The 20,305-nt window shown below is 62.6% G+C and carries 19 protein-coding genes and 4 tRNA genes; 20 read left to right on the forward strand and 3 right to left on the reverse strand.

Features of this window, described 5'->3' with window-relative positions:
• Positions 1 to 11: 11 nt before the first annotated feature.
• Both RCH10_RS03345 and RCH10_RS03350 read right to left on the reverse strand, forming a co-directional pair.
• The gene (locus tag RCH10_RS03345; RefSeq protein ID WP_409051263.1) at positions 12 to 1,154 is read right to left on the reverse strand and encodes a type VI secretion system protein; all 1,143 of its coding nucleotides are present in this window, start codon (positions 1,152 to 1,154) and stop codon (positions 12 to 14) included.
• Positions 1,151 to 2,503, reverse strand: coding sequence for a DotU family type IV/VI secretion system protein (locus tag RCH10_RS03350; RefSeq protein ID WP_409051264.1), 1,353 nt, complete (start codon positions 2,501 to 2,503; stop codon positions 1,151 to 1,153). The genes RCH10_RS03345 and RCH10_RS03350 overlap by 4 nt, the downstream gene beginning before the upstream one ends.
• Positions 2,504 to 2,700: 197 nt before the next feature.
• On the opposite strand from RCH10_RS03350, the gene RCH10_RS03355 reads away from it, so the two are divergent.
• Entirely contained in the window at positions 2,701 to 3,375 is a 675-nt protein-coding gene (locus RCH10_RS03355) for a response regulator transcription factor (RefSeq protein WP_323498861.1), read from the forward strand.
• A 24-nt stretch (positions 3,376 to 3,399) separates the two neighbouring features.
• Here the strand turns inward: RCH10_RS03355 and RCH10_RS03360 are convergent, their stop codons facing one another.
• Entirely contained in the window at positions 3,400 to 4,011 is a 612-nt protein-coding gene (locus RCH10_RS03360) for a chalcone isomerase family protein (RefSeq protein ID WP_409051265.1), read from the reverse strand.
• Between the two features lie 369 nt (positions 4,012 to 4,380).
• On the opposite strand from RCH10_RS03360, the gene trpE reads away from it, so the two are divergent.
• The 19 genes from trpE to rpoB all read left to right on the forward strand — a co-directional run bounded on the left by trpE (position 4,381) and on the right by rpoB (position 20,297).
• Positions 4,381 to 5,883, forward strand: a complete 1,503-nt coding sequence (gene trpE / locus RCH10_RS03365; RefSeq protein ID WP_409051266.1) for an anthranilate synthase component I — start codon at positions 4,381 to 4,383, stop codon at positions 5,881 to 5,883.
• The gene (locus tag RCH10_RS03370; RefSeq protein WP_323498858.1) at positions 5,880 to 6,278 is read left to right on the forward strand and encodes a GxxExxY protein; all 399 of its coding nucleotides are present in this window, start codon (positions 5,880 to 5,882) and stop codon (positions 6,276 to 6,278) included. Before trpE ends, RCH10_RS03370 begins: the two co-directional genes overlap by 4 nt.
• A 20-nt stretch (positions 6,279 to 6,298) precedes the next feature.
• Positions 6,299 to 6,883 (forward strand): anthranilate synthase component II, encoded by a 585-nt coding sequence (locus RCH10_RS03375; RefSeq protein WP_409051331.1) that lies wholly within the window; start codon positions 6,299 to 6,301, stop codon positions 6,881 to 6,883.
• Positions 6,884 to 6,897: 14 nt separating this feature from the next.
• Positions 6,898 to 7,941, forward strand: coding sequence for a low-specificity L-threonine aldolase (gene ltaE / locus RCH10_RS03380; RefSeq protein ID WP_409051332.1), 1,044 nt, complete (start codon positions 6,898 to 6,900; stop codon positions 7,939 to 7,941).
• Positions 7,942 to 7,964: 23 nt separating this feature from the next.
• On the forward strand, positions 7,965 to 9,011 hold the full coding sequence (gene trpD / locus RCH10_RS03385; protein ID WP_409051267.1) for an anthranilate phosphoribosyltransferase: 1,047 nt from the start codon (positions 7,965 to 7,967) through the stop codon (positions 9,009 to 9,011).
• 1 nt (position 9,012) lies between these two features.
• On the forward strand, positions 9,013 to 9,825 hold the full coding sequence (gene trpC / locus RCH10_RS03390) for an indole-3-glycerol phosphate synthase TrpC (RefSeq protein ID WP_409051268.1): 813 nt from the start codon (positions 9,013 to 9,015) through the stop codon (positions 9,823 to 9,825).
• Entirely contained in the window at positions 9,822 to 10,553 is a 732-nt protein-coding gene (locus tag RCH10_RS03395) for a uracil-DNA glycosylase (RefSeq protein ID WP_323498854.1), read from the forward strand. The genes trpC and RCH10_RS03395 overlap by 4 nt, the downstream gene beginning before the upstream one ends.
• A 63-nt stretch (positions 10,554 to 10,616) precedes the next feature.
• Positions 10,617 to 10,702 (forward strand) — tRNA-Tyr (locus RCH10_RS03400).
• 74 nt (positions 10,703 to 10,776) lie between these two features.
• Positions 10,777 to 10,850 (forward strand) — tRNA-Gly (locus tag RCH10_RS03405).
• A gap of 40 nt (positions 10,851 to 10,890) precedes the next feature.
• Positions 10,891 to 10,965, forward strand: a tRNA-Thr gene (locus tag RCH10_RS03410).
• Between the two features lie 72 nt (positions 10,966 to 11,037).
• The gene (gene tuf, locus RCH10_RS03415; protein WP_187053275.1) at positions 11,038 to 12,228 is read left to right on the forward strand and encodes an elongation factor Tu; all 1,191 of its coding nucleotides are present in this window, start codon (positions 11,038 to 11,040) and stop codon (positions 12,226 to 12,228) included.
• Between the two features lie 11 nt (positions 12,229 to 12,239).
• Positions 12,240 to 12,315: transfer RNA gene (locus RCH10_RS03420), tRNA-Trp, on the forward strand.
• A 72-nt stretch (positions 12,316 to 12,387) separates the two neighbouring features.
• Positions 12,388 to 12,771: a preprotein translocase subunit SecE gene (gene secE, locus RCH10_RS03425; protein WP_409051269.1), complete on the forward strand. Its 384-nt coding sequence runs from the start codon at positions 12,388 to 12,390 to the stop codon at positions 12,769 to 12,771.
• Positions 12,771 to 13,370: a transcription termination/antitermination protein NusG gene (gene nusG, locus RCH10_RS03430; protein ID WP_323498359.1), complete on the forward strand. Its 600-nt coding sequence runs from the start codon at positions 12,771 to 12,773 to the stop codon at positions 13,368 to 13,370. The genes secE and nusG overlap by 1 nt, the downstream gene beginning before the upstream one ends.
• 159 nt (positions 13,371 to 13,529) lie before the next feature.
• Positions 13,530 to 13,961 (forward strand): 50S ribosomal protein L11, encoded by a 432-nt coding sequence (rplK, locus tag RCH10_RS03435; protein ID WP_187053272.1) that lies wholly within the window; start codon positions 13,530 to 13,532, stop codon positions 13,959 to 13,961.
• Entirely contained in the window at positions 13,962 to 14,660 is a 699-nt protein-coding gene (gene rplA, locus RCH10_RS03440; protein ID WP_409051270.1) for a 50S ribosomal protein L1, read from the forward strand. It begins immediately after the preceding gene.
• Positions 14,661 to 14,921: 261 nt separating this feature from the next.
• Positions 14,922 to 15,467, forward strand: coding sequence for a 50S ribosomal protein L10 (gene rplJ / locus RCH10_RS03445; RefSeq protein WP_323498360.1), 546 nt, complete (start codon positions 14,922 to 14,924; stop codon positions 15,465 to 15,467).
• Positions 15,468 to 15,513: 46 nt separating this feature from the next.
• Positions 15,514 to 15,885 carry a 50S ribosomal protein L7/L12 gene (gene rplL, locus RCH10_RS03450; RefSeq protein WP_187053269.1) on the forward strand — a complete coding sequence of 124 codons (372 nt, stop codon included), beginning with the start codon at positions 15,514 to 15,516 and terminating at the stop codon, positions 15,883 to 15,885.
• Positions 15,886 to 16,172: 287 nt separating this feature from the next.
• The gene (gene rpoB / locus RCH10_RS03455; RefSeq protein ID WP_323498361.1) at positions 16,173 to 20,297 is read left to right on the forward strand and encodes a DNA-directed RNA polymerase subunit beta; all 4,125 of its coding nucleotides are present in this window, start codon (positions 16,173 to 16,175) and stop codon (positions 20,295 to 20,297) included.
• Positions 20,298 to 20,305: the final 8 nt, after the last annotated feature.

A 20,305-nucleotide genomic window follows, 5' to 3' on the forward strand; every position in this document is an offset into this window, starting at 1 on the left:
CCGGAAGTGATCTAGGCATCGAAGCGCGCCAGCGGCTGGTCGGCCGGCAGGAAGCGCTCGAACAGATCCGCTGCAAAGGCCGCGCCCGATGCGTCCGCACCCGAAGGCGTCGAGCCGGTGAGGTACAGCCCGCGCCAGCGTTGCGGGCGACGCTGGTCCTTGATGCGACCGAACAGCGCGTCGGCCAGCTGACGCAACCCTGGTTGCATCGCGCGCACCTGTTCGACGAACGCATGAATCGCCAGGCGATCTGCCGGCGTGCTCGTTTGCCGCAGCAGCGCCATGCGCAATGCATCGAGCCCCTCGATGATCGAGTCGAAGGCTTCGGTCGCGCGCTCGTCGGCGCGAACGCTGGCCGCCGCACCGGCGCCCGCAATGCCCGACCAGCGATAACCGATCACCTGCGTCAGCACGTCTTTCGACAACGACGAGCGCAGCGTGTCGTAGCCGGTCAGTTTCTCGAGGCCGGTGACCACGAGGTAGATCGGCAGTCGCAGATGCAGGTGTTCGGCGGCTTCGTCGATCAGGCGGCGCATGCGCATGGCCGATGACTCTTCCGTTGTTCCGGCCGCTCCCGTTGTCGCTGGCAACAGGCTGCTCGCGCCGACGCAAACGACGATGCCGTTCAGCGGCAGGCGTGGCCGCTCCTGCACCAGCACCAGCAACGCCCGGTACCACGAGCGCCGTACGCGTGCGGGGTTCGCTCGCTGCAGCACTTGCGGATCGATTCCGATGGCGACCATCGATGGCAGTGCGTGCCACTGCCAGAAGTGCCAGAAGGGCTGGACTGTGTCCGCGCCGCCCGCCGAAGCACTCGCTGCATCGAGCAGGCGTGGCACATCGGCAGCCGCATCGCCGAGGAATAGAAACCAGGGCGTGCGATACAACGTTGCGCGACCGCCGGTCGAACGCACCGAGGACTGTCGGGCCTGCCGCGGTGCGTCGCCCAGGCCGTCGAGCGTGGCCTGTTCGGCCGGCGATTCGGCAGGGCCGCAGAGCGTGAGCTGCCGCTGCAAATCACGGCACCGCGCCACTCGGCGCCGGCCCGTGATGCGCCACCACAGCGCTGTCGCCCCGCCGATGCAGACGGCCACCAGCAGCCAGAACACGAGCGGGAGCTGGGTCAGCACGGTCACGGCGGGGGTGGCAGTCATCGTTCCGCGGTCTCCAGGAAGAGGAACTCCGCGATCAGCCTGTCACCGCCCTTGTTGGCGGCGAGCGCCTCACGCAGCTTGAGCAGATACGCCGATGCCAGCTCGAAAGGCGGGCGGTCCGGCGCCTCGGGAAACGGAGAGGGCGACGCCAGCGCGACCACCATCACGGTGCCGAAGGGCGGGTTCACCAGCCAGCTCGAAGGGATGTCCTTGCCGAACACCAGGCGCTGCCCGGCGACGAAACGCGTCGGCTCTCCCGCGCCGCTCAGATGCTGCACCGCGCCGTCGGCCGTGTAGTAGTCGACCCGCACGTTGCCCTCGTAGTGCGGTGCGGTCACTTCGATGCGCACGGCATCGCCCTCGCGCAGCCGGCCATCGTGTGCCGATGGCGCCGTCACTTTGAGGTCGAACGTCTTGTCGCGGTTTCGGGTCTGGTACGGCTTCAGGATGGCGACGACCTCGCAATGCGGCCACACGCGCAGCCGCAAGTCGAAGGTCGCGGACGACATGCCGGGGCTGGCGCGCACCTCGCGTTCGACCTTGGCGATGTCGTCGGCCAGCGGAACGAAGCCGCTGATGTGCAACGCGCTGAAGGCACCGACGGCGCCGGTCACGCCCCAACTCGCTTGCAGGTCGGCACATGCGTAGCTGCGCAGTTGCTGATCGAGCCGCTGCTCGGCGCTGGCGGCGGTCTGCCGAGGCCCGGCCAGCAGCAGCCACAACAGCGCCATCAGCGGGACGAGCACTGCGCCAGCGACGACCCCACGCAGGAGCGCGCGCTCGCGCCGCTCCGGGTCGCGCGGCGGCACGGTGCGGAGCTGGGCGTAAGGCTGCGGCGTGATGCGGTCCTTCGCCAGCGTGGCGATAGCGGCCGGTACAACCGGCAACTGCCGGCCGTGCAAGTCCTTGAGCTTGCCGAGCTCCCCGCCGTCGCCGGCCTCGAAGTAGTACTGGCCGGTAAAGCCGTTGGCCAGCGCGTACCAATACACCTCGCGCACCGCATCGTCGCCTGCCTGCAGGCCGGAGAGGTGATGAAAGAACTCGCTGTGTGCGTTGCTGGAATTGAAGAGCTGCGCCTGCAGCGGTGGGGCAGCGTCGGTCCAGCGGCGCTGCCGCGCGAAAATTTCGTCGAGCCACGCGACCATCGCGAAGGCGGCCGATTCGACCTGCGCGGGTGGGGCGCCTCCTGCCGTTGCTGCCAGTCGCGCCTCGGCGAGCAGCCGGCGTGCTTGTGCCTGTGCATCGGCGCGGGTGGTCGGCTCGGCAACGCCGGCGCGCAAGGGGTCGACGGCGTCGATCGCCAGGCCGTACGAGAAAAGGGCGGAGAACTGATCGAGCAGGCGCGCCATCGATTGCCCGCGTCAGCAGTGGAAGAAGACGCACATGCCCATGTCTCGTCCCTCGGGTGTTGAGGCGATTCTTTCGAGCCGCGCCGCGCAGCACCATATCCCGTGGGGACTATGCCGTCCGCTCGGCGCAAGCCGCTTGCCGCGCGCGCCGAAGGCCGCTATCTTCAAGACTGGTCCATCAAAGCGCGGAACTAGTCATGAAAATCCTGATCGCCGACGACCACCGGCTCGTCATCGAGGCGGTCAAGGCCAAGTTGGCGGAACTCGAACCGGGCATCGAGTTCGTGCTGGCCATGAGCGTCGACGAGTTACTCGCCGGGGCTTCGGACGACCTCGACCTGGCCGTGATCGATCTCAACATGCCTGGCGCCGACGGCCATGCGCACATCGACGAGATGCGGCGTCGCCATCCGGCCGTGCCGGTGATCGTGCTGTCTGGCTACGAAGATCCGGCCATCATGCGCACCGCACTCGCGCACGGCGTGCTGGGCTTTATTCCGAAGGCGTATTCGCCCGAGGTGATGTTGTCGGCGGTGCGGCTGGTGCTGGCCGGTGGTGTCTATGTGCCACCGATGATGCTGTCGGCCCTGCCGCCCGGCATCGTGGCCGGCGTGCCGGCAGTGGAGGCGGCCGCGCGCGTCGCGACCCCAGCCGCGGCCCACACGCTCGACCATCTGCGCAACGTGCTGACCGAGCGGCAGGTCGAAGTGCTGCAACTGCTGTCGCAGGGCAAGCCGAACAAGTTGATCGGGCGCGCGCTCGGCATCAGCGAAGGCACGGTCAAGATTCACCTGGCAGCGATCTTTCGGGCGCTGAACGTGCGCAACCGGACCGAGGCGGTCGTCGCTGCGCAAACGCTGGCGGAAGCCTGAGCTCCCGCGTTAGACGAATCGTGGTCAGCTGCTGCGGCCGAGCAGCGCGTCTTTGAGCCGGTAGTCCGCAGGCGACGGGCCGAGCCAGATGCGTACCAGGGCGTTGAAGAACGCCACTTCCTTGATCGGATCACCCTGCATCGCGCCTCTGACCGTGATGACCGTGCCCGTGCCAGGAATCCAGTCGATCGTGAAGGTGTCGCCGGTCTTCAGCGTCTTCTGGTCGGCGAACATCTGGCCCATGCGAAGCAGGCCCGGAATGAGCTGCGAGAACTCCGCGCGCGGTGAGTTGTCTTCGACACCGCGGGTGAAAAGTTTGCCCAGCTCATTGGCATCGATGTCGCGCAGCATCGTGATGGACACGCGCTTGGAACCGGTGGCGGCCAGCACCTCTTCAGGCGTGCCGGCCTTCTTGCCCAGGTACAGGCCGGCGGTGTAGACCTTGAAGATCGCCTTGAAGCGAATGCCCGCGCCATTCAGCTGCAGGGTCTCGCCTTTCAGGCTGACGCTGTCTTCGAGCTTGACGCCGGAAACATCGACGGTCGCCGCATTGGCCGTGCTGATCGCGCAGGCGGTGCTGACGGCGACCAGCGACAACAGCGTTGCCGCGATGCGTTGACTAAATCGTGCGCGCATTTCAGTTCTCCTTTTTCCATCCAGAACGCGGATGTTCTTTTGTGTAACTGGATTTTCGGTCGGTCTTGCGTCAGCGGCGTCCGTAGAACCCCGCGCAGGCAAAAGTACGACATGCCGGCCGCTTGCAGCGCGAAAGGCCGCTGCTAAACTCCCGGCCACATGTTCGTTCATCACATCATTCAGACTGGTCAGGGCCGTCGGGGAGCCTGGCCCTGGCGTAGTCCGCACGGCGCCATCTGACTGATCGGCGCGACACTTGTCGCGCCCCCGCGGACCCGAAACGCACGCCACGCACTCGGGTCACCCCCATGAAGACTGATTTGCCAAAATCGACCGACGACGCGTCGTGAGGCAACGGAGAACGAACCTGTGATCACCGAACTCGAATTCAAAAGCCTCAGCGCGCAGGGCTACAACCGCATACCGCTGATGGTGGAGGCCTTCGCAGACCTCGAAACTCCGCTCTCGCTCTACCTCAAGCTGGCACACACCAAAGACGGCGGCAAATACAGCTTTTTGCTGGAATCCGTGGTGGGCGGCGAGCGCTTCGGGCGCTACAGCTTCATCGGCCTGCCGGCGCGCACGTTGATCCGGGCCAGCGGCTTCGGCGCCGCAGCGCGTACGGAAGTCGTGACCGACGGGCAAGTCGTCGAAACTGCCGAAGGCAATCCGCTGGACTTCATCGATGCGTACCAAAAGCGCTTCAAGGTCGCGTTGCGGCCAGGGCTGCCGCGTTTCTGCGGCGGGTTGGCTGGCTACTTCGGCTACGACGCGGTGCGCCACATCGAGAAGAAACTCGAAGCCAGCTGCCCACCCGACACGCTCGGCTGCCCCGACATCATGTTGCTGCAGTGCGAAGAGCTGGCCGTCATCGACAACCTTTCGGGCAAGCTCTATCTGATCGTCTACGCAGACCCGACGCGGCCCGAGGCGTACACCATCGCCAAGCGCCGCCTGCGCGAGTTGCGCGACCAGTTGAAGTACTCGGTCAGCGCGCCGCAGGTGAAGCCGACGCAGGCGCATCCAGCCGAGCGATCGTTCGCCAAGGCAGACTATCTGGCGGCAGTGGAGCGCGCCAAGGAGATGATTGCCGGCGGCGAATTCATGCAGGTACAGATCGGCCAGCGCATCAGCAAGCGCTACACCGAGTCACCGCTGTCGCTGTACCGCGCGTTGCGCTCGATGAACCCGTCGCCCTACATGTTCTATTACGACCTGGGCGATTTCCACGTGGTGGCCGCGTCGCCGGAGATCCTGGTGCGGCAGGAGAACATGCCGAACGGCGAGCAGAAAGTGACGATACGCCCGCTGGCGGGCACGCGTCCGCGCGGCGCGTCGGCCGAGCTCGACAAGGCCGCCGAAGTCGAGCTCATCAACGACCCGAAAGAGCGCGCCGAGCACGTGATGCTGATCGACCTGGCGCGTAACGACATCGGCCGTATCGCGAAGATCGGCACGGTGAAGGTGACCGAGGCTTTTGCCGTCGAGCGCTACAGCCATGTGATGCACATCGTGAGCAACGTCGAAGGCACGCTGAAAGACGGCATGACCGCCATCGATGTGCTGAAGGCGACCTTTCCGGCCGGCACGCTGACCGGCGCGCCCAAGGTGCACGCGATGGAAGTCATCGACCAGCTGGAGCCCGTCAAGCGCGGCATCTATGGCGGTGCGTGCGGCTACATCAGCTACGCCGGCGACATGGATGTGGCCATCACCATCCGCACCGGCATTATCAAGAACCAGGTGTTGCACGTGCAGGCGGCGGCGGGTGTCGTTGCCGACTCCGTGCCCGAGCTGGAATGGAAAGAAACCGAAGCCAAGGCGCGCGCGCTGCTGCGTGCGGCCGAACTTGTCGAAGAGGGATTGGAATGACTGCCGTCGAACTACAGAACGCACAGAACGACTTCTCGCACGAGATCATCGGCGCCGCCGTCGAGGTGCAGCGCGTGCTGGGCACGGGGCTGCTTGAAAGCGCTTACGCCGCTGCGCTGGAAATCGAACTCGCCGAACGCGAGATCGGTTTTGTCCGCAATGTGCCTTTCGGCGCGATGTACAAGGGCCGGCCACTCGGCGACGTGTACCGCGCAGGATTCGTCGTCGAGCAGTCGGTCGTCGTCGAGTTGAAGGCGGCCGAGTTGCTGACCGACCTGCATCGCGCGCAAGTGATGGCAGCGCTGCGCTTGTCGGGGCTCAAGCTGGCGCTGTTGATCAATTTCAATGTGTTCCCTGTCGTCAAGGGTGTCCATCGGATCGTCGGCAAGCCATGACGCAGGCTATGAACCAAGCCATAAGAGTCCTGATGATCGACAACTACGATTCGTTCACCTACAACATCGTCCAGTATTTAGGTGAGCTGGGGGCGGAGGTCGATGTGGTGCGCAACGACGAGATCACGGTGGCGCAGATCGGCGAGCGTGTGGCGGCGGGTATCACGCGGCTGGTGGTGTCGCCGGGGCCCTGTTCGCCGGCCGAAGCTGGTGTATCGGTCGCAGCCATCGAAGCTTTCGCGGGCAGGCTGCCGATCTTGGGCGTGTGCCTCGGGCACCAGGCCATCGGCGCGGCCTTCGGCGGCAAGATCGTCCGCGCGCAGCAACTGATGCATGGCAAGACGAGCCAGATCTCGACCACACGCGAGGGTGTCTTCGCCGGCCTGCCGGGGAAATTCACGGTGAACCGCTACCACTCGCTGGCCATCGAGCGCGACAGCTGTCCGGCCGATCTGGCAGTCACCGCCTGGACCGACGACGGCGAAATCATGGGTGTGCGCCATACCGCTTTTGCGCACGATGTTCGCATCGAAGGTGTGCAGTTCCATCCCGAATCGATCCTGACAGAGCACGGCCACGCCATGCTCAAGAACTTCCTGGAGTGACCGCCTTGACCGCCCTGAAAACAGTCGACCTGCGCAGCGACACCGTCACCCAGCCGACCTCTGCGATGCGCGCTGCCATGGCCGCGGCACCGTTGGGCGACGACGTCTTCGGCGCCGACCCCAGCGTCAACGCACTGCAGGAAAAGATCGCCGACATGCTCGGCTTCGAAGCGGCCCTGTTTGTACCGACCGGCACGCAAAGCAACCTCTGCGCGATCCTGTCGCACTGCGGTCGCGGTGACGAGTACATCGTCGGCCAGCAGGCGCATGCGTATCGCTGGGAAGGCGGAGGTGCCGCGGTGTTCGGCAGCGTGCAGCCGCAGCCGCTCGACCATGCGGCCGATGGCACCTTGCCGATCAGTGCGATCGAAGCCGCCATCAAGCCCGACGATGCGCACTTTGCGCGCACAAGGCTGCTGGCGCTGGAGAACACGCTGGGCGGCAAGCTCTTGTCGTTCGACTATGTGCAGGCCGCGACCGATCTGGCCAAGGCCAAAGGATTGCAGCGGCACCTCGATGGCGCGCGGTTGTTCAATGCGGCGGTGGCGCAGGCTGCCCGGGGCGGTGGCGATGTTCGCGTCGAGGCACGGCGTATCGCGCAGTGCTTCGACAGCGTGTCGGTGTGCTTCAGCAAGGGCCTCGGCGCACCGATCGGCTCTGCGTTGTGCGGCTCGCGCGAGCTCATTGCGAGCGCTCACCGTATTCGCAAAATGGCCGGTGGCGGTATGCGGCAGTCCGGCTTTCTGGCTGCAGCGGCATCGCATGCGCTCGACCATCACATCGATCGGCTGGCCGACGATCACGCGCTGGCAAAGCGGCTTGCGGCAGGACTGGCGGGTATCGACGGGCTCATGGTCGAGGCGCCGCAGACCAATATGGTTTTCGTCGATCTCACCGGTGCTGTCAAAGAACGCTCGGCCGAGTTGCTGGCCGCGTTGAACGCGCAAGGCGTTCACACGATGGGCTTGTACCGGCTGCGCTTCGTCACGCACCTCGATGTGGATGCGGCGGGCGTCGATCGTGCAGTGACTGCCATCCGTGGCTTCTTCAACGCCTGAATCAAAAATCCAAGAGACACGACATGATCACTCCGCAAGAAGCATTGCAACGGACCATCGAACATCGCGAGGTGTTTCACGACGAGATGCTGCACATCGTGCGGCTCATCATGAGCGGCGAGTGTTCGCCCGTGATGATGGCCGCGCTCATCACGGGCCTGCGCGTCAAGAAGGAAACCATCGGCGAGATCACCGCTGCCGCACAAGTGATGCGAGAGGTGTCGACCAAGGTGCCGGTAAAGGACACCAAGCATCTGGTCGACATCGTCGGCACCGGCGGTGACGGCTCGCACACCTTCAACATCTCGACCTGCTCGATGTTCGTCGCGGCCGCGGCTGGCGCCAAGGTGAGCAAGCACGGCGGCCGCAGCGTGTCGAGCAAGTCGGGCAGCGCCGACGTGCTGGAGTCGCTGGGCGTCAACATCAACCTGAAGCCCGAGCAGATCGCGAAGTGCATCGAGGAGGTCGGCATCGGTTTCATGTTCGCGCCTAACCATCACCCGGCGATGAAGAACGTTGCGCCGGTGCGCAAGGAACTCGGCATCAAGACCATCTTCAACATCCTGGGCCCACTGACCAACCCTGCCGGCGCACCCAACATGCTGATGGGCGTGTTCCATGCCGACCTGGTCGGCATCCAGGTGCGAGCGCTGCAGCGGCTCGGGACCGAGCACGCACTGGTGGTTTATGGCCGCGACGGCATGGACGAGATTTCGCTGGGCGCCTCGACGTTGGTCGGTGAACTGAAAAACGGTGAGATCCGCGAGTACGAGTTGCATCCGGAAGATTTCGGTTTCGCGATGTCGAGTAACCGCGCATTGCGCGTGGAGACGCCCGACGAGTCAAAGGCGATGTTGCTCAGCGTGCTCGACAACGCGCCCGGCGCGGCGCGTGACATCGTCGTGCTGAACGCCGGCGCCGCGCTGTATGCAGCGAACGTCGTCGATTCGGTGCTGGCTGGCGTGGAGCGTTCGCGTGCGGTGATCGAATCGGGCGCGGCCAAGGCCAAGCTGGCCGAGTTTGTCTCAGCGACGAACACGGCATCCATGAACACCGCGGGAGCGCACTGACATGTCCGCCGACATCCTGAACAAGATCGTTACGGTCAAGCACGAAGAAGTGGCCGCTGTAAAGCGCCGTACGCCGCTCGAGCGCATTCGCTTCGACGCTGAGAGCCGCGTGCTGACGCGCGATTTCGTCGGCGCGATGCGCGCAAAGATCGCAGCGGGCCAGGCGGCGGTGATCGCCGAGGTCAAGAAGGCGAGTCCGAGCAAAGGCATCATTCGCGAAGACTTCATTCCGGCCGACATCGCGCAAAGTTATGCCGAGGGCGACGGCACAGCGGGCAGCGTCAGCGCGGCCTGCCTTTCAGTGCTCACGGACAGGCAATTTTTCAAGGGCGAGATCGACTACCTGAAGCAGGCACGGGCGTCTTGCGACCTGCCGGTGTTGCGGAAGGATTTCATGGTCGATGCGTGGCAGATCTACGAGTCGCGCGCGATCGGCGCCGATGCCATCCTGCTGATCGCATCGGTGCTCGACGATGCGCAGATGAAAGACTTCGAGGCGATCGCGCTGGGGCTCGGCATGGCGGTACTGGTGGAAGTGCACGATGCGGTGGAGCTAGACCGTGCGCTCAGGCTCAAGACGCCGCTCGTCGGCGTCAACAACCGCAATCTGCGCAACTTCGAGGTGTCGATCCAGACCACGATCGATCTGCTGCCCAGGCTGCCAGCCGATCGGTTGCTGGTTACCGAATCCGGCATTGCGACGCGGGACGACGTGGCCGCTCTGCGCGCTGCAGGGGTTCAGGCCTTTTTGGTCGGCGAAGCGTTCATGCGCGCCAAAGAGCCAGGCGAGGCGCTCGCCGATTTGTTCAAGTGAGCCGCGCGCCATATGGTCAATTGACGCGCGCCGATCCGGCGGACTGGCCTGTGGCTCCCGGCTGGCAGCCCCTCGTCGACACGTTTTTTGCGAGCGCAGCGGGTCAAAAGCTTTTGGGCTTTTTGCAAGCGCGACTGGCCGCTGGTGCAGTGATCTTTCCGCCGCGCCCGCTCCGCGCGCTGGAGCTCACACCCCCTGAGGAAGTGCGCATCGTCGTCCTCGGACAAGACCCGTACCACGGTCGCGGCCAGGCGGAGGGGCTGGCGTTTTCCGTGGCGCCGGGCGTCAGGGTGCCGCCGTCGCTGCGCAATATCTTCAAGGAACTGGAGCGTGATGTCGGTACACCCCCGCCACCGTTTCCCGAGCCTGGGGGCAGCCTGGTTGAGTGGGCTAAAAAGGGTGTGCTGCTGCTGAACACCTGCCTCACGGTCGAAGAAGCGCAGCCTGCCAGTCATGCGGGTCGCGGCTGGGAAATCTTGACCGACGCTGTCATTCGCCATGTCGGCGCCGGCAACGATCCGGCGATGTTCATGCTGTGGGGTGCACATGCGCAGAGCAAGCGGGTGTTGATCGACATGCAGCGCCACAAGGTGCTGACGGCGAACCATCCGTCTCCGCTGTCGGCACTGCGGCCGCCCCTGCCGTTTATCGGCTGCGGGCATTTCAGTCAGGCACGTGCCTGGCGAGAGGCGCAGCGTTCCGTGTCCGGTGGACGCGCCGGGATTTAGGCGCAGTTGGTGCGCAAGGGACTCGAAAGCGCCTCCGAACCATGCTATATTCCGCGGTTCGCCGGAGAGGTGGCCGAGTGGTTAATGGCAGCAGACTGTAAATCTGCCCTCTTACGAGTACGCTGGTTCGAATCCAGCCCTCTCCACCAGCGACGAAATGGATTTTCAAGGGCGTTTGGCACCGTGAGAAACGGGCATTTGGGGTGCGCTGAAGGCTCCCGATGCGGGAGTAGTTCAATGGTAGAACCCCAGCCTTCCAAGCTGATGACGCGGGTCCGATTCCCGTCTCCCGCTCCAGAAATTCCGGATCGCCGCAGGAATGCGTTGGTTTGTACAGGCCCTTTTGGCTCAGTGGTAGAGCACCCCCTTGGTAAGGGGGAGGTCGCGGGTCCGATTCCCGCAAAGGGCACCAGTTTTGGGGTTGCAGCGCCTGGTTTGCAGCTCGCGTAGATACGTTGATATCTTTTTTTTCGGAGTCGAGAAAATGGCAAAAGGAAAATTCGCCCGTACCAAGCCCCACGTGAACGTGGGCACCATCGGTCACGTCGACCACGGCAAGACCACGTTGACGGCGGCCCTGGCCACCGTGCTGTCCGCTAAATTTGGCGGCGAAGCCAAGGCATACGACCAGATCGACGCGGCGCCTGAAGAAAAGGCCCGCGGCATCACCATCAACACCGCCCACGTCGAGTACGAAACGGCCAACCGCCACTACGCCCACGTCGACTGCCCCGGCCACGCTGACTATGTGAAGAACATGATCACCGGTGCTGCCCAGATGGATGGCGCCATCCTGGTCTGCTCCGCTGCTGACGGCCCCATGCCCCAGACCCGCGAGCACATCCTCCTGGCCCGCCAGGTCGGTGTCGGCTACATCATCGTCTTCCTGAACAAGTGCGACATGGTCGACGACGCCGAGCTGCTCGAACTCGTCGAAATGGAAGTACGCGAACTCCTGGACAAATACGATTTCCCAGGCGACGCCACCCCCATCATTCACGGCTCCGCCAAGCTCGCCCTCGAAGGCGACAAGGGTCCGCTGGGTGAAGAAGCCATCATGAAGCTGGCCGACGCTCTGGACACCTACATCCCCCAGCCGGAACGCGCCATCGACGGTGCCTTCCTGATGCCTGTGGAAGACGTGTTCTCCATCTCTGGTCGCGGCACCGTCGTCACCGGCGCTGTCGAGCGCGGTGTCATCAAGGTTGGCGAAGAAATCGAGATCGTCGGCATCTCGCCAACCCAGAAGACCACCTGCACCGGCGTGGAAATGTTCAGGAAACTGCTCGACCAAGGCCAGGCTGGCGACAACGTCGGCGTGCTCTTGCGCGGCACCAAGCGCGAAGACGTCCAGCGCGGCCAGGTGCTCTGCAAGCCCGGCTCCATCAAGCCGCACACCCACTTCACCGCCGAAGTCTATGTCCTGTCCAAGGATGAAGGCGGCCGTCACACGCCGTTCTTCAACAACTACCGCCCGCAGTTCTACTTCCGCACGACGGACGTGACCGGTGCGATCGAGCTGCCCGAAGGCAAGGAAATGGTCATGCCTGGCGACAACGTGAGCATCACCGTGAAGTTGATCAACCCGATCGCCATGGAAGAAGGCCTGCGCTTCGCCATCCGCGAAGGTGGCAAGACCGTCGGCTCTGGCGTCGTGGCCAAGGTCCTCGCTTAAGAAGATAACGAAGGGGTATAGCTCAATTGGCAGAGCGTCGGTCTCCAAAACCGAAGGTTGTAGGTTCGATTCCTACTGCCCCTGCCACCTGAGGTGGCAGCTCTTGAAAAGCCCGTCATGTCCTGACGGGCTTCGGCGTCTAAGGAAACACAGCCAACCATGGCAACTTCTCAAATCGAAACCGTGAGCACCGGTACAGACAAAGCCAAATTGGCTGCGGCGGTGTTGCTGGCTGTGGGCGCCATCGTCGCGTTCTACCTGCTCACGCGCCAGGGCTCGCTGGTGCAGTGGGCCGTGTTGCTCGTATTGCTCGCGGCAGCGGTGGGTGCATTCGCCAGTTCTGAAAACGGCCGTCAGCTCTGGGCTTTCGGGCGCGACTCCTGGCGTGAGGTCAAGAAGGTCGTCTGGCCGACGCGCAAGGAAACGATGCAAATGACGGCGTACGTGTTCGGCTTCGTCGCGATCATGTCCGTTTTCCTTTGGCTCACCGACAAGACGCTCGAATGGGTGTTTTTTGACCTCATTCTGGGTTGGAGAAAATAATGACCGAAGAAGTTGTTGAAACCACGCCGGAAGAGGTGAATCCGCTGTTGGCACCTGCTGCCAACCCGGATCTGCGCTGGTATGTGGTGCACGCTTATTCTGGAATGGAAAAGGCCGTCGAACGCAACATCCTCGAGCGCATCAGCCGCGTGGGGATGCAGGCTAAGTTCGGTCGCATTCTGGTGCCGACAGAAGAAGTCGTCGAAATCAAGAATGGTCAGAAGCGCACCACAGAGCGTCGCTTCTTCCCGGGCTACGTGCTGGTCGAAATGATCATGGACGACGAGAGCTGGCACCTGGTGAAGCACACCAACAAGGTGACGGGTTTTGTCGGCGGCGCGAAAAACCGGCCAGCCCCGATCTCGCAAAAAGAGGTCGAAGACATCGTCAATCAGATGCAGCAGGGCTCCGAGAAGCCCCGTCACAAGGTCGAGTTCATGCCGGGTGAGTTCGTGCGCGTCAAGGACGGCCCGTTCACCGACTTCAATGGCACCGTCGAAGAAGTGAACTACGAGAAGAGCAAGGTCCGCGTTTCGGTCATGATCTTCGGCCGCGCGACGCCGGTCGAGCTCGAGTTCAGCCAGGTCGAAAAGACCTGAGCCGGACCTGAGGCAGGCCTGATGCCGCCGGTCGAAAGACCGGAACCAATTTCGACCGCGCGTAGTCCGACTCGCACGCGGTTTTTATCGAAGAGTCGTTAACCCCCGGGGAGCCGAGGCTGAACCAGCCAACGCGTTATCACCCGCAAGGAGAAAAGCATGGCGAAAAAAATCGTCGGCTTCATCAAGCTGCAAGTGCCAGCTGGTAAAGCCAACCCCTCACCGCCTATCGGTCCCGCATTGGGCCAGCGCGGTTTGAACATCATGGAGTTCTGCAAGGCGTTCAACGCGCAGACTCAGGGCGTCGAGCCCGGCCTGCCGCTGCCAGTGGTCATCACTGCGTTCGCTGACAAGAGCTTTACCTTCATTATCAAGACGCCACCAGCGGGCATCCTGATTAAGAAGGCGATCAAAATTGACAAGGGTTCGGCCACGCCGCAATCCGTCAAGGTCGGCAAGATCACGCGCGCTCAGCTCGAAGAGATCGCCAAGACGAAGATGAAGGATTTGACCGCTGCCGATTTGGACGCAGCGGTTCGCACCATCGCCGGCACTGCCCGTTCGATGGGCGTGACTGTGGAGGGCGTGTAAATGTCCAAGCTCACCAAAAAACAAAAAGTGTCTGAAGGCAAAGTGGACAGCGACAAGCTGTACGCCTTGATCGAAGCTATCGGTCTCGTGAAAGACGCGGCCACCGCCAAATTCGACGAATCGATCGACGTCGCAGTGCAACTCGGCATCGACGCGAAGAAGTCGGATCAAGTCGTGCGTGGCGCTGTCGTGCTGCCCAACGGCACCGGCAAGACCAAGCGTGTGGCTGTGTTCGCCCAGGGCGCAAAGGCTGAAGAAGCCAAGGCGGCCGGCGCCGACATCGTCGGCATGGACGACCTGGCCGCGATGGTCAAGGCGGGGAATATGCCTTTCGACGTGGTCATTGCTGCGCCGGATGCCATGCGCGTCGTCGGTACGTTGGGCCAGATCCTCGGTCCACGCGGTTTGATGCCGAACCCGAAGGTCGGCACTGTGACGCCCGACGTCGCCCAAGCGGTTCGTAACGCGAAGGCAGGCCAGGTGCAGTTCCGTGTCGACAAGGCCGGCATCATCCACGGCACGATCGGCCGTCGTTCTTTCGACACCGACAAGTTGCACGGTAATCTGGTTGCACTGATCGAAGCGCTGGTGAAAGCCAAGCCGGCGACCAGCAAGGGCGTGTTCCTGCGCAAGGTGGCTGTTTCGTCGACGATGGGCATAGGTGTCCGCGTGGACACGCAAACCATCTCGGCGAGCTGAGAGAGCAAGAGAATTTGCCCTGCTGTTCGAACGGCGGGGCGATGTGGTGGGTCGCGGCAGCTTCTGTTGCCGTGGGCCATCCAAGACCGCTGGTGTGCAGGGCAGCCTGTACTTAATTGCCTCTCCCGCGCGAGAGGCGACCAGCGCAGATGGCGATCCCGCTGCAAAGGATTTGTTTCCTGAACGGTTGGTCGCTGCATGAAGCGCGTCCCGAGGCTGTGGCAAAAACCAGGCTGAGAGGCGCATTAAAAGGAGTAGACCTTGAGTCTGAATCGCAGTGAGAAAGAAGCGGTCATCGGTGACGTGACCAGCCTCGCCGCAAAAGCTCAAACGCTCGTTCTGGCGGAATACCGTGGTATCACGGTTGCCGATATGACCAAGTTGCGCAATGAAGCGCGCAGCAAGGGTGTGACTCTCAGCGTGTTTAAAAACACGCTGGCACGCCGTGCTGTCGCTGGTAGCGCATTCGAAGTCCTCGGTGACCAGATGACCGGTCCGCTGATCTACGGTTTTTCCGTCGATGCCGTGGCCGCCGCGAAAGTGGTGGCCGATTTCGCGAAGACCAACGACAAGTTGGTGATTCGCGGCGGTGCATTCGGCGGCAAAGTCCTGGACGTGAACGGCGTGAAGCAACTGGCCAGCATTCCTTCGAAGGAAGTGTTGTTGGCGCAATTGCTGGGCTTGATGCAATCCCCCATTTCCCGTACCGCTCGCGTGCTCGCGGCGCTGGCGGCGAAACGTGGCGAAGGCGCGGTAGAAGCAGCACCCGATGCACCTCCGGCAGAAGCCGAAGCGCAGCCAGCGTAAGCCGGCTTGCGTTTAAACATTTCAACCCAATTGTTAGGAAACAAAAATGGCATTCGATAAAGACGCATTTCTGACCGCGCTCGACAGCATGACGGTCCTGGAACTCAACGACCTGGTGAAAGCCATCGAAGAGAAGTTTGGCGTGAGCGCTGCCGCCATGGCAGGCCCCGCTTCCGCCGGCCCAGCCGCCGCAGTCGCTGAAGAACAAACTGAATTCAACGTCATGTTGATGGAAGCTGGCCCGAACAAGGTCTCGGCGATCAAGGCTGTGCGCGAAATCACCGGCCTGGGCTTGAAAGAAGCCAAGGATCTGGTCGAAGCCGCTCCCAAGGCTGTCAAGGAAGGCCTGTCCAAGGCTGACGCCGAAGTTGCCAAGAAGAAGCTGGAAGATGCCGGCGCCAAGGTGGAACTGAAGTAATTCGGTTTCCGCGAAGGGCTGGAGGGCTTTATGGCCCTCCAGCCTTTGCCGCTTTCAGAGCGCGTTCAAAATCCATGCTGCGGCGCGGTTTTTAACGGGCTCCGAGAGGCCACCAGAAAGTCAATTCAAGACTTTCTAGTGTCTTCTGACCCCGACTACAGAAGACCCCTTGGTTCGGGCGATGTGCAATGCATCGCCGTCCGCCAGGGCTGGTAGTGGCCAGCCGCCAGGGAGTGGTGCGAAAGCATCGACTCAAGTCGCGCAAGATCTCAAGCCCCGGAGCTCTCATGGCCCAAACGTCCGCGTACAGTTACACCGAGCGCAAGCGCATCCGAAAAAGTTTCGGCAATCGCGACAGCGTCGTCGAAATCCCTTACCTGCTGCAGATGCAGAAAGACGCGTACACCGCGTTCCTGCAAGCCGGCATCGCGCCCACCAAGCGCACCATAGAAGGTCTGCAAGCCGCTTTCACAGCGGCGTTCCCTATCGTCTCGCACAACGGTTTTGTCGAGATGAAGTACCTCGAATACAACCTGGCGAAACCGGCGTTCGATGTGCGCGAATGCCAGACCCGCGGGTTGACCTTCGCCTCGGCCGTGCGCGCCAAGGTTCAACTCATCATCTATGACCGCGAGTCGTCGACTTCGCAGTCGAAGGTGGTGAAGGAAGTGAAGGAACAAGAGGTCTACATGGGCGAAGTACCGCTCATGACCGAGAAGGGTTCCTTCATCGTCAACGGTACCGAGCGCGTCATCGTGTCGCAGCTGCACCGTTCTCCGGGCGTGTTCTTCGAGCACGACAAGGGCAAGACCCATTCGAGCGGCAAGCTGCTGTTCTCGGCCCGCGTGATTCCTTACCGCGGCTCGTGGCTCGACTTCGAATTCGACCCGAAGGACATGCTGTACTTCCGCGTCGACCGTCGCCGCAAGATGCCTGTCACGATCCTGTTGAAGGCCATCGGCCTGAACCCGGAATCGATCCTCGCGAACTTCTTCGTGAATGACAACTTCCGCCTGATGGACAGCGGCGCGCAGATGGAGTTCGTGTCCGAACGCCTGCGCGGTGAAGTCGCCCGTTTCGACATTACCGACAAGTCCGGCAAGGTCGTGGTCGCCAAAGACAAGCGCGTCACCGCGCGCCACACGCGTGAACTGGAAGAGTCGAAGACCACGCACATCAGCGTGCCGGAAGACTTCCTGGTTGGCCGCGTCATTGCCCGCAACATTGTCGAAGCCGACACCGGCGAAATTCTGGCCAAGGCCAACGATGAGCTGACCGAAGCGCTGCTGAAGAAGCTGCGCACAGCGGGTGTTCAAGACATCCAGGTGATTTACACCAACGAACTCGACCAGGGCGCGTACATCTCGCAAACCCTTCGCATCGACGAAACCGTTGACGAGTTCGCGGCGCGCGTGGCCATCTACCGCATGATGCGTCCCGGCGAGCCGCCGACGGAAGACGCGGTGCAAGCGCTGTTCCAGCGTCTGTTCTACAACCCGGACACGTACGATCTTTCGCGCGTCGGCCGTATGAAGTTCAACGCCAAGGTCGGTCGCGACGAGTCGACCGGTCCGATGGTGTTGACCAACGAGGACATCCTGGCAGTGGTCAAGATCCTCGTCGACCTGCGCAATGGCAACGGCGAAGTCGACGACATCGACCACCTTGGCAATCGACGCGTACGTTGCGTCGGCGAACTGGCCGAAAACCAGTACCGCACCGGTCTGGCACGGATCGAAAAGGCCGTGAAGGAACGTTTGGGTCAAGCGGAGCAAGAGCCGCTGATGCCGCACGACCTGATCAACAGCAAGCCGATCTCGGCGGCGTTGAAAGAGTTCTTCGGCGCTTCGCAGCTGTCGCAGTTCATGGACCAGACGAACCCGCTGTCCGAAATCACCCACAAGCGCCGCGTGTCGGCTCTTGGCCCGGGCGGTCTGACGCGTGAACGTGCCGGCTTCGAAGTGCGCGACGTGCACGTGACCCATTACGGCCGCGTGTGCCCGATCGAAACGCCTGAAGGCCCGAACATCGGCCTGATCAATTCGCTGGCTCTGTACGCCCGCCTGAACGAATACGGCTTCATCGAAACGCCCTACCGTCGCGTGGCTGACAGCAAGGTCACGATGGACATCGACTACTTGTCGGCCATCGAAGAAGGCAAGTACGTCATTGCCCAGGCCAATGCGGTTCTGGACAAGGACGGCAAGCTGACCGGCGACCTGGTTTCCGCACGTGAAGCCGGCGAATCGATCCTGGTCGGTGCCGAGCGCGTTCAGTACATGGACGTGTCGCCGGCGCAGATCGTGTCGGTCGCGGCATCCCTGGTGCCGTTCCTGGAGCACGACGATGCCAATCGCGCATTGATGGGTGCCAACATGCAGCGTCAGGCCGTGCCTGTGCTGCGCCCTGAAAAGCCGTTCGTCGGCACCGGCATCGAGCGCGTTTCCGCGGTCGACTCCGGTACCGTGGTGACGGCCACCCGCGGCGGCGTGGTCGACTATGTCGATGCGACCCGTGTCGTGGTGCGCGTGAACGACGCCGAAGCGGCGGCCGGTGAAGTCGGTGTGGACATCTACAACCTGATCAAGTATCAGCGTTCGAACCAGAACACCAACATTCATCAGCGCCCGATCGTGGCGCGTGGAGACCACATTTCCAAGGGCGACGTGGTGGCCGACGGCGCATCGACCGACCTCGGCGAACTGGCCCTCGGCCAGAACATGCTGATCGCGTTCATGCCATGGAACGGCTACAACTTCGAAGACTCGATCCTGATCAGCGAACGGATCGTCGCCGAAGACCGCTACACCTCGATTCACATCGAAGAGCTGGTGGTCATGGCGCGCGACACCAAGTTGGGTGCCGAAGAAATTACCCGCGACATCCCGAACCTTGCCGAGCAACAGCTCAACCGGCTGGACGAATCCGGGATCATCTACGTCGGTGCCGAAGTGCAGCCGGGCGATACGCTGGTGGGCAAGGTCACGCCGAAGGGCGAGACCACACTGACGCCTGAAGAAAAGTTGCTCCGCGCCATCTTCGGCGAGAAGGCATCCGATGTGAAGGACACCTCGCTGCGGGTGGATCAGGGCTCGCAAGGCACCGTGATCGACGTGCAGGTGTTCACCCGCGAAGGCATCGTGCGCGACAAGCGTGCGCAGCAGATCATCGACGACGAACTCAAGCGCTTCCGCCTCGACCTGAACGACCAGCTTCGCATCGTCGAAGCCGATGCGTTCGACCGTATCGAGAAGCTGCTGACCGGCAAGGCTGCGAATGGTGGCCCGAACAAGCTGGCCAAGGGCACCAAGCTCGACAAGGCGTACCTTACGTCGGTCGAGAAGTTCCACTGGTTCGACATCCGCCCAGCGGACGACGAAGTGGCCTCGCAGCTTGAATCGATCAAGAACTCGCTGGAGCAAACACGTCACAGCTTCGATCTGATGTTCGAAGAGAAGCGCAAGAAGCTGACGCAAGGCGACGAGCTGCCGGCTGGCGTGCTGAAGATGGTCAAGGTCTACCTGGCCGTCAAGCGCCGCCTGCAACCCGGCGACAAGATGGCCGGCCGTCACGGCAACAAGGGCGTCGTGTCCAAGATCGTTCCGGTCGAAGACATGCCCCACATGGCCGACGGCACGCCGTGCGACATCTGCCTGAACCCGCTGGGCGTGCCTTCGCGCATGAACGTGGGCCAGGTCCTCGAAGTGCATTTGGGCTGGGCCGGCAAGGGCATCGGTCAGCGCATCGGCGACATGCTGCAAGCCGAGGCCAAGGTGGCCGAAGTGCGCAAGTTCATGGACCAGTTCTACAACGGCTCCGGCCGCAAGGAAGACCTGGCGCAGCTGAGCGACAGCGATGTGCTGGCGATGGCCGCCAATCTGGCGGCCGGCGTGACCTTCGCGACGCCGGTGTTCGATGGTGCCTCGGAAGAAGAAATCCGCGGCATGCTGAAGCTCGCTTATCCGGAAGAGATCGCCAAGCTCAAGGGTCTCACCGACACGCGCACGCAGGCCTACCTGTACGACGGCCGCACGGGTGATCAGTTCGATCGTCCGGTCACCATCGGCTACATGCACTTCCTGAAGCTTCACCATTTGGTGGACGACAAGATGCACGCGCGCTCGACCGGTCCGTACTCGCTCGTTACGCAACAACCGCTGGGCGGCAAGGCTCAGTTCGGTGGTCAGCGTTTCGGCGAAATGGAAGTGTGGGCACTCGAAGCCTACGGCGCTGCCTACGTCCTGCAGGAAATGCTGACGGTGAAGTCCGACGACGTTGTGGGCCGTACCAAGGTGTACGAGAGCATCGTCAAGGGCGAACACTCCATCGAAGCCGGCATGCCGGAATCGTTCAATGTGCTGGTCAAGGAAATTCGTTCCCTCGGCCTCGACATCGAACTCGAACGTTCATAAGCAGAAAA

The organism is Variovorax sp. GrIS 2.14, assembly GCF_046115955.1.
In the GTDB taxonomy this organism is placed as follows: Bacteria; Pseudomonadota; Gammaproteobacteria; order Burkholderiales; family Burkholderiaceae_C; genus Variovorax.

Coding starts and splice junctions, on each gene's coding strand:
- rplK (WP_187053272.1), top strand. CDS start 13,530: ATGGCGAAAAAAATCGTCGGCTTCATCAAGCTGCAAGTGCCAGCTGGT.
- secE (WP_409051269.1), top strand. CDS start 12,388: ATGGCAACTTCTCAAATCGAAACCGTGAGCACCGGTACAGACAAAGCC.
- RCH10_RS03370 (WP_323498858.1), top strand. CDS start 5,880: ATGACTGCCGTCGAACTACAGAACGCACAGAACGACTTCTCGCACGAG.
- RCH10_RS03345 (WP_409051263.1), bottom strand. CDS start 1,154: ATGACTGCCACCCCCGCCGTGACCGTGCTGACCCAGCTCCCGCTCGTG.
- trpC (WP_409051268.1), top strand. CDS start 9,013: ATGTCCGCCGACATCCTGAACAAGATCGTTACGGTCAAGCACGAAGAA.
- rplL (WP_187053269.1), top strand. CDS start 15,514: ATGGCATTCGATAAAGACGCATTTCTGACCGCGCTCGACAGCATGACG.
- RCH10_RS03355 (WP_323498861.1), top strand. CDS start 2,701: ATGAAAATCCTGATCGCCGACGACCACCGGCTCGTCATCGAGGCGGTC.
- RCH10_RS03350 (WP_409051264.1), bottom strand. CDS start 2,503: ATGGCGCGCCTGCTCGATCAGTTCTCCGCCCTTTTCTCGTACGGCCTG.
- rpoB (WP_323498361.1), top strand. CDS start 16,173: ATGGCCCAAACGTCCGCGTACAGTTACACCGAGCGCAAGCGCATCCGA.
- RCH10_RS03360 (WP_409051265.1), bottom strand. CDS start 4,011: ATGCGCGCACGATTTAGTCAACGCATCGCGGCAACGCTGTTGTCGCTG.
- trpD (WP_409051267.1), top strand. CDS start 7,965: ATGATCACTCCGCAAGAAGCATTGCAACGGACCATCGAACATCGCGAG.
- rplA (WP_409051270.1), top strand. CDS start 13,962: ATGTCCAAGCTCACCAAAAAACAAAAAGTGTCTGAAGGCAAAGTGGAC.
- tuf (WP_187053275.1), top strand. CDS start 11,038: ATGGCAAAAGGAAAATTCGCCCGTACCAAGCCCCACGTGAACGTGGGC.
- nusG (WP_323498359.1), top strand. CDS start 12,771: ATGACCGAAGAAGTTGTTGAAACCACGCCGGAAGAGGTGAATCCGCTG.